We start from the raw sequence: 13,136 nt of genomic DNA, 5'->3' as shown, positions 1-13,136 counted from the left end.
ACTCGGACGGTTTCGTCTGGGAGTGTCGAAGGCGCTCGCGGGTGTGGCTGAGTGGTCAAGCAGCGGTCTGCAAAACCGTCTACGCAGGTTCGAGTCCTGTCATCCGCTCTGTTTCGGGCGACTCTGTCGAATCGCCGCGCGGAGAGCTCCGTTGACTTATCAGCTTAGGCTTAGTTTACTATCGCAACGAGTCTTCGATGTGACGGACGTCCGACTTCGATGTCCGTTTCGTCGAGGCCCGGCCTCGCCCTCCCGTGTGGGGTCGCCCCGTAGTCGACGGTGTTTCCGCCGTCGCTGTCAGCGAAGGATCTCCGCCCCATGCACATCTCCAGTCGATTCCGCTCTGTCGGGGCGGCGGCGGCACTCGCCGCCGTTCTCGTCCTGCCGGTCGCGTGTTCCAGCGACTCTGGCGACTCCGCGGATGCGGCCGTCACCGTTTCCGGCGCGTTCGGCGAGGCCACGATCGAAGGCACTCCGCAGCGCATCGTCGCGCTGTCGACGACGGATGCCGACTTCGTGTTCGCGGCAGGCGCCAAGCCGATCGCGGTACCGATCCTCGAGCAGTCGAACGCTGCCACCGGTGGCACGGGCGTTTATCCGTGGCAGAAGTCGCTGTACCCGGCCGACACCCCGAAGGTGGAGGCGCCGGCGACCGACATCAGTGTTGAAGCCGTCGCCGCCCTCAATCCGGACTTGATCGTCGCGACCGGATTCTGGGGGCTCGACGAGAAGGTTTACGGAGCCCTCTCGGACATCGCGCCCGTGGTTCACTTCGACACCGAGGCCAATGCCGACGCGTGGCAGGACAACGTCCGGAAGGTCGGTAAGGCCGTCGGAGGCACTGAGAAGGCGGAGGAGAGCATCACCGCAGCCGAGGCGTCGATGACGTCGGTTCGGGAGGCGAACCCGAAGCTCGCCGGAAAGAAGTACAACGCGATCATCTCGCCGTCGGAGGACGGCGTTTATGTCCTGTGCTCGGAAGAGGACAACATGGCCCGCGCGATGAAGGGTCTCGGCCTCGAGCTCAGCGACTACGCCAAGACGGTCGAGTGCGACGGCGGCAAGGGTGAGGTCTCGTGGGAGAACCTGCCCAAGCTCGACGCCGATCTCCTCTGGGTGATCCCTGACACCGCCGATCAGATGTCGGTTCTCGACGCGCAGCCGCTGTGGCCGCAGCTGCCCGCCGTCAAGCGCGGTGCTTTCACTGTTGTCCCGAAGTCGGAGGGCGTTCCGTTCGCACTCGGCTTCCCGTCTCCGCAGAGCCTCGAGTGGGGTGTCGGCCAGGTTGCTCCGAAGTTCTCCGAGGCCGTGGCCAAGTAGTTCACAGATCGTGTGACCCGCTCGCGGCGTCACACGGGGTGGGAGCCCTCCGGGCCGCACCGGCAGATCGCCATCAGTTAAGATAGCCTAAGCTAACTTTCCAGCGATTCGCCGATGGTGGCACGGAGGGCTTTTCTCATATGACCGAGACGTTCAGCACGGTGACAGGTTCCGATCGCGGCGAGACGTCCTTCGATGGCGCGGACGCCGTCGTCGTAGCGTATCGCGGCGCAACGCTCGATCTTCTCGCCGACGCGGACGTCGACGCCGGGTGCGTGTTCGGTGCAGACTCCCTCGTCGTCGAAGTGCCCGGCGTCGTCGGCCTGCCGGCCGACATCGCGGGGGAGGCGTACGCGCACTGGGCCGAGCACCTCTCCGGCGTGCGGTCGGACGCGGGCGCGTCGATCTCGGTCCGCCGAGTGATCGATCCACTCGGGCGCATCGCCGACTTCTCGATCACTGTGACCTCATCGGACGTCGACGAGGTGTGGCTCGACGGCGCGTCCGACGTGATCGCCGACCTGGCACACGCACACTACGGCGGACGGCCGATGGAGTCCGTCGTCGGCGACGTCGACGCGGAAGCGGCTCGACTCTCCGCCCGCAACAAGTCCAGTGACGTGTTCGATCGGGACCACTGGCATCGATTCGCCGACGAACTGGAGGATCTCGAACCCGCACAGGTCGCCCGCGGTGGCGGACGCGGTACACAAGCCGCCGTGCGATCGGCGCGGGTGGCCAGGCGGGCGACAGGGTCGTCGCACGGTGATGTCGCCGCACTCGTGGGCCGAGCACTCGTCGTCGCCCGAGGCCTCTCCGGCGACCTCGGCGACGGGCTGCTGGTGGACGTTGAAGAGCCCGCGCGGACACCGGATCTGGTGGCAGTGCCGGGCCGAATCCGACGCCGGTTCCCGCTCCTGCTGTCGACCGAGGTCCTTGAATCGGACGGCGCCGTCACCGATGTCGATGCACAGACGGCCTCGGACTACGGCGCTCTCCGTTTCGACAACCCGCTCGCCGACGGACTTTTCGACGATCTCGCCGAAGCAGAGGTCCTGGTTGCGCTGCGGTCGGGTGACGCGATGCCCGACCCGACGAGCCGCAAGGGCGAGATCACTGATTTCGGCCGTTATCGAGTGATCGTGACCGTGTGGATTCCGCGTCGAGACGGCGATGTCGCGGTGGACGTCGTCGTCGCTCCGGACGTCGACGTGGACGCCGATCGATTGTGTGCGGGGATCGTCGATGGTCTTGTCCGCTCCGGGGTGCGTCCACCCGCCGACGCGCGTCGAGTGGGTGTCCCAGAGCCCCTCGTCGAGGTCAGTGCGGCGGCGCGGGCCGCCGTCGAGCAGACGTTCGGCGCAGTTCGCGACATCCTGCCGGTGTCCACCCTGCAGGAGGGGCTCCTGTATCACCTGTCCTCGGCACAGTCGTCGGACACGACAGACCTGTACGCGTCACAGTTCCATCTACGGCTCGCCGGACCGGTCGACTCGAACCGGATGCGCGACGCCGTCGCGTCGCTGCTCCGCCGCCACCCCAATCTCGCGGCGGGCTTCATCACCTTCGGTGATCGGTCGCTGTCGGTCGTCCCGGCCGTCGTCGATCCCGACTTCACCGTTGTGCGCAGTTCGGAGTGGGATCACCGGGCAGGGCTCGACGTCCTCTTCGCCGAGGAACGGACGCGGCCGTTCTCCGCGACCAGGCCGCCCCTGATCCGGTTCCTTCTCGTCGAGGAGTCCGCGACCGAGTCGGTGCTGTGCGTGACCTTCGAGCACATCGTCGCCGACGGCTGGTCGGCCGGACTGATGATGGACACGCTCCTGGAGTTGTACAGCGACCCGACAGGTCGTGATCTTCCGGCGCCCGTGCCTTTCCGCGACTACCTCGAATGGTTGAGCGGACGTGACCTGGGCGCGGCCCGCGCAGTCTGGGCTCGAGAGATGTCCGGCATCGACCAGCCGACCCTGATCCGTCCGGACGCCGACGCGTCGGCAGCGTCGACGGCGATGGCGCGTGACTACCACCACGACCTGGACGCAGAACTGAGCGAGCGCGTCCGCGCGGCGGCGGGACGCGCCGGTGTCACCGTCAGCACGTTCCTCCAGACCGCATGGGGTGTGGTCCTGTCGCGGCTGGTGGGCTCGGACGACGTCGTGTTCGGGACCACAGTGTCGGGCCGACCGCCCGAACTGGCCGGATCCGAACGCATCGTCGGTCTCCTGTTCAACACGGTGCCGGTCCGCGTCCGCACGCGCCCGTCGCAGTCGATCGGCGAACTCCTGTCAGCCGTTAACACGTCGACAGTGGCCGTCCTCGATCACCCGTACGTCGGGCTCGGCGACATCCACGCTGCCGCCGGACTGCGCGCACTGTTCGACACGCTGTTCATCATTCAGAACCATCCGGGACGAGACGAGAGTCGGACGTATGGACCCGACGGCGATGTGCGAGTCACGCAGGCCGATCTGACCGACTCGACGCACTACCCGATCTCGTACGCGGTTCATCCCGGCGAGACCATTCACATCCGGTGCGCGTATCGCGGCGATCTGTACAACGCAGGCGAGATCGCCTCGCTCACCGAGCGGTTCACGACCGTCCTCGAATCTATGTCGACTGATCTCACCGCCCCCGTGGGAAGCATGTCGATCGCGACCGCGGCTGAACTCGCCGACGCGGCCACGAAGTGGAATGGCGGTGATCGGGCCGTCCGCGACGTCACCGTCGCGACGCTGTTCGACGAGTGTGTCGCTCGCGGAGGCGACGACGTCGCGCTGGTCGCCGGCCCTCGCCGTCTCTCGTTCACTGCGCTCGGGGACGAGGTGAACAGACACGCACGGATGTTCGCGCGGCTTGGCGCGTCGCCCGAGGCCCGAGTGCTCCTCATGCTGCCGCGCGATCACCGGATGATCGTGGCGATGTTCGCGACCTTCGCGACCGGAGCCGCGTACGTCCCCGTCGACGCGGACTACCCGGCCGACCGCATCGGATACATGGTCGACGCGGCACGACCGACGCTGATCGTCACCGTGGGTTCGCTGCGTGACCGCCCGGGCTACCGGGAGACGTTCGACGCGACCGCATGTCCGGTCCTCGACCTCGACGCCGACGCCGAACGGATCGCCGCCCTCGATCCGAGCCCGTTGAGCCGGGCCGAACGCCCCACCCACGCTACGGCCGACAACCTCGCCTACATCATCTTCACGTCAGGATCGACGGGGCGGCCGAAGGGTGTCGCCGTGCCGTACCGCGGCCTCACCAACATGTACGCCAATCACCTCGAGCGGATCTTCGACCACGTCGTCGGGAGCCAGGGCGGGCGGCGCATGCGGATCGCGCACACCACCTCTTTCTCGTTCGACGCGTCGTGGGAGCAGTTGTTCTGGATGCTCGCGGGTCACGAGGTCCACGTGATCGACGAAGATCTTCGGCGCGACCCGGCAGCGCTGCTCGCGTACTACGACTCAGCGTCGGTCGACGGGTTCGACGTCACTCCGTCTTATGCGATGCACCTCGTGGAACAGGGTCTGCTCGATCGCGACCGCCCACGCGGGCGATCGGTGGCCGCGGAAGCGGAAGGCGTCGTCTTCGTGTCTCTCGGCGGCGAGGCTGTGCCTGACGTCTTGTGGACCGCACTCCGGAACGCACCAGGTGTCCAGGGCTACAACCTGTACGGCCCGACCGAGTACACGATCAACGCGTTGGGGGCGGACGTCGCCGACAGCACGGTCTCGTCGGTCGGCCGACCGATCTTCAACACACGTGCCCACATCCTCGACTCGAGCCTGCACCCGGTTCTGCCTCAGGTGGCCGGCGAACTGTATCTCGCGGGTGCGGGCACGGCCCGCGGCTACCAAGACCAGCCGGCGTTGACGGCGGACAGGTTCGTGGCCTGCCCATGGGGTGACGGTGAGCGCATGTACCGGACGGGTGATCTCGCTCGGTGGCGCGCGGACGGCAGCATCGAGTACCTCGGTCGGGCCGATGACCAGGTGAAGATCCGAGGGTTCCGCATCGAGCTCGGCGAAGTGGCCAACGTGCTGCTCGAATCCGAGATGGTCGGGCAGGCGACGGTGGTGGTCCGCGACGGAGCGAGCGGGCCGACGCTCGTCGCGTACGTCGTCGCGTCCGATGCCGCCGATCTCGACGTCGATCGCCTCCGAGATCACGCGGCATCCCGGCTTCCCGACTACATGGTTCCGTCGGCGTTCGGGCGACTCGACGAGATCCCGTTGACGATCAACGGCAAAGTGGACGTTCGAGCATTGCCCGCCGTCGACGTCGCCCACGACGAGTACGTGGCGCCGCATGACGAACTCGAGGCCGCGGTGGCCGACATCGTTGCCGGTGCCCTCGGCGTGGACCGGGTGTCTGTCGTCGACGACTTCTTCGCTATCGGCGGTCATTCGCTGTTGGCGATGCGGGTCGTGGCCCGAGTGAACGCCGACCTGGACGCCGACCTGTCGATGCGCGAGGTGTTCGACGCACCGACGGTCGTCGGCATCGCGGCGGCGGTCCGCACGTCGGCAGGCGCGCGTGCAGCGGTGGTTGACACGGTCGTCGGGTCGATCGTCCCCGCGTCGTCGGGGCAGCGATCGTTGTGGCTCATCGACCAGGTGTCCGGGGCGAGTTCGATGTACACCATCCCGGTCGTGATGACAGCGCCGGCCGACTTCGATCCGAACGCCTGGACTGCGGCGCTGCGCGACGTAGTGATCAGGCAGGAGGCCCTCCGCACAGTCCTCCTCGAATCGGACGGCGAACTGGTGCAGGAGGTGACACCCGCCGATGTCGTGGACGAACGCCTGCACGTCGACCGCTTTCACTTCCGTGACCACACTCGGCCTCTCGACGTTGTTCGGGAATGGGTCGGCCGCCCGGTCCTGGCGGGCGACTTCCCGGTGCGGGCGGCGATCGGAACGGCGCAGGCCGGATCTGGAAGCACGGACCACCCTGCGGTCGTCGCGCTCGCGATCCACCACGCGTCGATCGACGAGTGGTCCCTTCCCGTGCTGCTGCGCGATCTCGGCATCGCCTACACGGCGCGCGCCGCCGGGAGCGTCCCGGACTTCACACCTCTCACCTCGAGCTACCGCCAGTACTCGGTGTGGCAGCAGGACATGCTGGCCGACTCGACAGACGCACTGGACCACTGGGTGGAGCGCCTCGACGGTGCTCCCGAGATCTCAATGATCGCGACCGACCGCGCGCGCCCGGCGATGTGGGACTCGGACGGTCTCAGCGTCGACCTCGTTGTGCCCGCCGACGTGACCGCCCGGCTCCGTGACCTCTGCGCCGCCGAAGACGCGAGCATGTACATGCTGGTACAGGCCGCGGTCGCGGTGGCCATGCACGGCCTCGGTGCGGGAGACGATATCGTGTTGGGATCCCCGGTCGGCGGCCGAGGCGACACCGCGCTGGACGACCTCGTCGGCTACTTCGTGAACACCCTCCCGTTACGGCACCGACTCGACGGCAATCCGACGCTGCTCGACGTGATCGCGCGAGTCAGAGAAACGGTCCTCGACGGGTTCGCTCATCAGGATGTGCCGTTCGACATGATCGTCGGGCGGTCTGGGGTCAGTCGGAGCAGCGCGTACAACCCGTTGTTCCAGACTCTCGTCACGTATCGGGTCGATGGAGTGATCGGTGACGACGCGGACCTCCTCGACGACGCCGGATTCGGTCCGCTCCCCGAACGAGTGGAGGTCGGGACCGTCAAAGCGGACCTGGAGATCGACCTCGCCGAGCAGACGGGCGGGCTGACCGGGGTCATCGCGTATGCACGTGCGTTGTTCGACTCCTCGACCGCCGAGCGGCTCGCTCGGGGTCTCGTGAGGGTGCTCACCGCGTTCGCGGACGACCCCTCACTCCGGCTGTCTGAGATGGCGGTGTCGGGTGATCTCGACGCGGCCGCGATCACCGCGTGGTCGACCGGGGTGGGGCGCGTCCCGGCCGCGGAGGCCCCGCTCGGGGAACTGCTCGTCGATGCCTTCTCCCGATACGACGATCGGGTCGCCGTGGTCGCCGACGGCGAGAGCCTGACCTACCGCGAGCTCAACAGGTCCGCGAGCGCGATCGCGCGCAGGCTTCGTGTCATCGGTCTCGAGCCCGAGGACCGCGTCGCCCTGCTGATCCCGAGGTCTGCGACGATGGTCGCCGGATTTGTCGCGGTACCGCTGGCCGGTGGCGTGATCCTGCCGATCGACACGTCGTATCCCGACGACCGGATCACAGCGATACTCGCCGATGCGCGTCCGACGGTCCTCCTCGTCTCAGCGGGCACGCACACTCGATTCGCGTCGGCGGCGTCGGCGATCGGCGCCAGCCTGATCAACGTGGATCAGCTCGACGACTCCGCGACGCCTGTCGACGGGATCTCGGGAGCCCCGCGAGCACGAGTTTCCAATGCGGCCTACGCGGTGTACACGTCGGGGTCCACCGGCCGTCCGAAGGGCATCCTCGTCGACCACACCGCGATCGTGAATCTGATCCGCTGGCGCCAGTGCGAGTTCGAACTGCAGCCGGGTGACGGTGTGCTCCAGAAGACGTCGCTCGGTTTCGACCCGGCGATTCCGGAGATCCTCTGGCCGCTGCTGTACGGCGCCAGAGTCGTCGTCGCCGCCGCCGGGGGAGACCGTGACCTGCGATACCTCGCCGATCTGCTGAGTTCCGGCGACGTCACGTTCGCCGAACTCGTCCCGTCCGTCGCGGCGGCGATGCTCGACGACGGCGTGACGCTGGCCGGGTCGGCGGTCAAGTACTTGTCGCTCGGTGGCGAAGCGCTCTCGGCATCGTTGCTCGAGCGGATCCTCGATCAATGGGGCCTGCGGGTGTGGAACACCTACGGCCCGGCCGAGGCCGCCGTCGAGGTGACCTCGTTCGAAGCCGGTGATTCACCTGTCGCGGACCGCGGAGCAGTGCCCATCGGCGTCCCGGTCGCCGACACAGTCGTCAGGGTCCTCGACGACCTGTTGCGGCCCGTCGCTCCGGGAGTCGTCGGCGACCTGTACATCGGCGGCAGACAGTTGGCTCGCGGGTACCTCGACCGGGTGGACCTGACCGCGGCGTTTTTCGTCGCCGACCCGTTCGGGGCGTCGGGCGATCGCCTGTATCGGACCGGCGACCTCGTTCGGTGGAACGACGACGGGCAACTCGTCTTCATCGGGCGGTCAGATCACCAGGTGAAGATCAACGGTTCGCGTGTGGAACCGGGTGACGTCGAAGCGGCCGTCTCCGCAGCGCCGGAAGTCGGCCACTGTGCGGTTGTCGTCTCCCGATCCCAGGGCTCGGCACGTCTCGTCGCCTACGTGACGCCCGGTTCCCAAGGCGCCGCCGCACTCGACACCGATCGCCTGCGCGCAGACCTCCGCGGCCGCCTACCGGTCCACATGGTCCCGTCTGCGGTGATCGCCGTCGACGCGTTGCCGCTCACCCCGAACGGCAAACTCGACGTCGCCGCACTCGAAGCGCTCGAGGATTCGGCGGCGCCGGCGCCGGGACGGGCCCCCGATGGCGACGTCGAGACGGAGATCGCTGGTGCCTTCACCGACATCCTCGGGGTCGAGACAGTGGACGCCGACTCCGACTTCTTCCGCCTCGGCGGGCACTCGTTGCTCGCCATGCGGATCGTGTCCAGACTCAACTCCAGCCTGGGAACGAACCTGTCCCTGCGTGATGTCTTCGACAGCCCGACCGTCGCCGCGCTCGCCGGCGCGGTGGCGAGCGCCGGGCCAAGCGAGAATGACGCGTTCCGGGTGGCCGACGTCGCCGTCGGATCCGTTGTTCCGGCATCGTTCGGCCAGCAGGCGCTGTGGCTGATCGGTCAAGTGACGGGTCCGGGCTCGGTGTACACGATCCCCGTCGTCCTCACCGTGGACGCGCACTTCGACGAGGACGCCTGGTTCGCGGCACTCGTCGACGTGACCGTGCGCCATGACGCTCTGCGCACCACGCTCATCGAATCTGGCGGCGAGCTCGTACAGGTCGCAGTGCCCGCTGACGAGGTCGCCGGCCGTCTTGCACCCGACCGGTTCGTTCTCGACTCCGCGGACGACGCCCACGCTCGAATCGAGGAGTGGGTCCAGCATCCGGTGACCTCCGGTGCCGACTACCCCGTCCGATCCGCCGTGTTCCGCGGCGTCGGCGCCGAGTTGTCCGAGTCCGGGACGGTCGTCGCTCTCGCCATCGATCACGTCGCGGTGGACGAATGGTCGTTGCCGCCGCTGCTGCGCGACCTCGGTGATGCGTACCGAGCGCGTCGGTCCGGCGGCGTTCCGGAGTTCAACGCTCCTACCGTGACCTACGCGCAGTACTCGGTCTGGCAACGGCAGACGTTCGGGAGCGTCGACGATCCCACCCCGCTCTGCAGGACGCGGCTGGACTATTGGCGCAGACACGTCGACGGTGCACCCGAGGTGTCGATGGTGGCCGTGGACCGCCCCCGCCCGGCGGTCGCCGAGTACGAGGGTTTCACGGTCGACTTCGAGGTCGACTCCGATGTCACGCTGGCGTTGCGCGAACTGTGCGAGCGTTCCGACACCACCATGTACATGCTGGTCCAGGCGGCGGTCGCCGTCATGATGCGCGGCTACGGGGCGGGCGACGACATCGTGCTCGGATCGCCTGTCGGTGGTCGCGGCGACGCTGATCTCGACGCAGTCGTCGGCTACTTCGTGAACACGTTGCCGCTGCGTCATCGGTTGGACGGCGACCCGACTCTCTCCGATGTGCTGGCGCAAGCTCGGGAGACCGTCCTCAACGGATTCGCCAACCAGGACGTGCCCTTCGAGCGAATCGTCGGTCATGTCGGGGCGCCTCGCAGCAGTGCTCACAATCCGCTGTTTCAGACGCTCGTCACCTATCGTGTCGCCGACGTCATGGGAACCACCGTCGACAGCCTCGCCGACGCGGGCCTGGAACCCGTCGCCACACGCATCGGTATCGGGTCGGTGAAGAGCGACCTCGAGATCGATCTCGGCGAGCAGCGAGTCGGCGGGGGCCTCGCCGGGACGGTCTCATGCGCCTCGTCGCTGTTCGACGAGGCGACGGGCCGCCGGCTTGCGGCAGGCATGCGCACGGTGCTCGCAGCGTTCGCCACCGATGCGGATCGACGGTTGTCGGCGGTGTCCGTGATCGATCACGCGCAGCGTACGTGCATCGACGCGTGGTCTGCCGGGCCGCGTGTGCCGCTGGAGGCCGAGGCCTCGATCGACCGACTGCTCGTGGAGGTCGCCCGGTCGAGCCGGGACCGGATCGCGGTGCGGGCGGGCGGCGAGAGGCTCGACTACGCGGAGTTCGACGCCGCGGTGAATCGACTGGCACGCGCGCTGGCGGCGACCGGTGTCAGGCGGGGTGATCGTGTCGCCGTGATGCTGCATCGAAGCATCAGCTTGCCCGCAGTGCTGGCCGGTGTGCTCCGGTCCGGTGCCGCGTTCGTGCCGATCGACCCGACCAACCCGGCGGACCGGATCGACTACGTGCTCGACCAGAGCGGTGCGCGGATCGTGGTCGTCGACGACTCCACCCGTGATGTCCTCTCCACGCTCACGACAGTCCCCACAGTGCTCGACCTCGGCGACGATCGAGTTCGCTCGACGCTGGCGAGTTCGTCCCCGGAACCGGTGAGCGACGCCGAACGTGGAGGGCCGATCCGCGGCCGAGATGTCGCGTACGTGATCTACACGTCCGGCTCCACGGGGAGGCCGAAGGGCGTGGTCGTCGAACACCGCGGATTCGTCAACTTCCTGCGATGGAAACAGGAGACCACCGGTATCGACCTCGATGATCGGATTCTGCAGAAGACCCCGATCTCGTTCGACGCCTCGCTGTGGGAGTTCTTCGTCCCGCTTATGGTCGGCGCCACCGTCGTCATGGCGGAACCCGACGGGCATCGCGACCCGGACTATCTGGCCAGGGTGATCGCCGAGGAGCGACTGACCACTGTCGAGTTCGTCCCGTCGATGCTCGACGCATTGCTCGAACACGGACTGGACGACGTCGACCTGTCGAGCGTGAGGCGGGTGTTCTGCGGCGGTGAGGCGCTGTCGGTCGCGACGGCTGCTGCAGCTCTCGAACGGTTCGGGGACATCGTCCACAACCTGTACGGGCCGACCGAGACGACAGTCGGCATCGCCGGAAAACACGTGACGGCGGGTCTGCTGGCGTCCGGTGCGAGGTTCGGCGGCGGTCTGCCGATCGGCGTCCCGGCGTACAACAGCGGAGCGAGGGTCCTCGACGCGTCTCTCGCACCTACCCCTATCGGGGTGGTCGGCGAGTTGTACCTCGACGGTGTCCAACTCGCGCAGGGCTACTCCGGCCGACCAGATCTCACCGCCGCCGCGTTCGTCGCGGACCCCTTCCGCGCAGGTGAGCGCATGTACCGGACCGGCGACCTCGTGAGGTGGAACTCCGGCGGCGACCTGGAGTACCTGGGTCGCGTTGACGATCAGATCAAGATCCGCGGATTCCGCATCGAGATCGACGAGATCCGCACGGTGGTCGAACAGCACCCCGCGGTGGGGTCGGCGGCGGTGGTCGCCAGAGACCGGCGGGATGCAGGCGACCGCGTGCTCGTGGCGTACTACACCGTCGTCGGAGACGTCGACGACACGGTGGAGCCGTCGATCATCGCGCACACCGCGTCCACGCTGCCCGACTACATGACGCCGTCGTCGTGGGTGCGCATCGACTCGATCCCAGTGACCTCCAACGGCAAACTCGACACACGAGCCCTTCCGGAGCCCGTTCATGTGTCGGCAGGCGGGCGGGAACCCACGACACCGACGGAGATCGAGGTGGTTGCGGCGATCCGTGACGTCCTCGGTCTCGATGACACCACGCGGATCACTGTCGACGACGACTTCTTCCGGCTCGGCGGCCATTCGCTGCTCGCGGCGCGACTCGTCGGCCGCCTCGGTGCCGGGTTGACCCTGAAGTCCGTGTTCAGTCGGCCCACCGTCGGAGCACTCGCGTCCGCCATCGACGAAGGGCGGACGGTCGACGATCCGATTCTGCTGCCGCTCGCCGAGTCGGGGACCGCGGGAACGGTGTTCGCGATCCACGCCAGCTCCGGCTTCGGCACGGTCTACTCGACCCTCCGGCCGAACCTGCCGCCGGGAGTCGGACTGATCGCTCTCCAGGATCCGGCGCACGCGGGTGAACCCCGGGACGTCGAGTCCCTCGACGAGCTGGTCGACGTGTATGCGGACGCCGTCATCGACTCGGGTGCGGCTCGGCCGTACAACCTGCTGGGCTGGTCGTACGGCGGCCACCTCGCGTTCGGTGTGGCCAGGCGGCTGCAGGAACAAGAGATCGCCGTGGAGACGGTGACGATCCTCGACACTCCCGCGGTGACGCCGGAGACGGTCGTCACCTGGGCGGACGCCGACCGAGACACCCGGGTGCGCTCGTCGTTCGCACAGTTTGCAGGGCTTCCCCACGCGAACCTGCCCAACGACCGTCTGCCGGAACGCGACGAACTCGCGGCGCTCAACACGACGTCGGACGGTCCCCTCGCGTCGCTCTCGATCAGTGAATCCATGGCGTTCATGGACTCGTTCGACCGCTGCCTTCGACTGCAGGAGTCCACGCCCACACACGGTGTGCTCCGGGCACGGGGGCTGCTTGTGATCGGCAGCGATCACGAGGAGACCGCCGACGACATGGCAGCCGGCTGGCGTGCACACTTCGCCGACGACATCGACGTCGAGCGTGTCGACGTCGGACACGAAGACCTTCTCACCACGTCGGGTGTGCCCGCGTGGTCGCCGTGGTGGGCGAACCGCCTGCATCAGACACCTGGAGAGGACTGA

2 protein-coding genes and 1 tRNA gene are annotated in these 13,136 nt (G+C 67.7%); all 3 read left to right on the top strand.

Features of this window, described 5'->3' with window-relative positions; all coding sequences use genetic code 11:
- The first annotated feature begins 37 nt into the window (after positions 1-37).
- The 3 genes from JVX90_RS10820 (at position 38) to JVX90_RS10810 (ending at position 13,136) form a co-directional block, all read left to right on the top strand.
- Positions 38-108, top strand: a tRNA-Cys gene (locus JVX90_RS10820).
- Between the two features lie 210 nt (positions 109-318).
- Complete coding sequence (locus JVX90_RS10815; protein WP_205328793.1) at positions 319-1,320, top strand: ABC transporter substrate-binding protein; 1,002 nt, start codon at positions 319-321, stop codon at positions 1,318-1,320.
- Between the two features lie 140 nt (positions 1,321-1,460).
- Positions 1,461-13,136, top strand: a complete 11,676-nt coding sequence (locus tag JVX90_RS10810) for a non-ribosomal peptide synthetase (protein ID WP_205328792.1) — start codon at positions 1,461-1,463, stop codon at positions 13,134-13,136.

The sequence above is a fragment of the Gordonia sp. PDNC005 genome (assembly GCF_016919385.1).
Classification (GTDB): Bacteria; Actinomycetota; Actinomycetes; order Mycobacteriales; family Mycobacteriaceae; genus Gordonia.
This window is presented reverse-complemented; position numbering and strand designations above follow the sequence as displayed.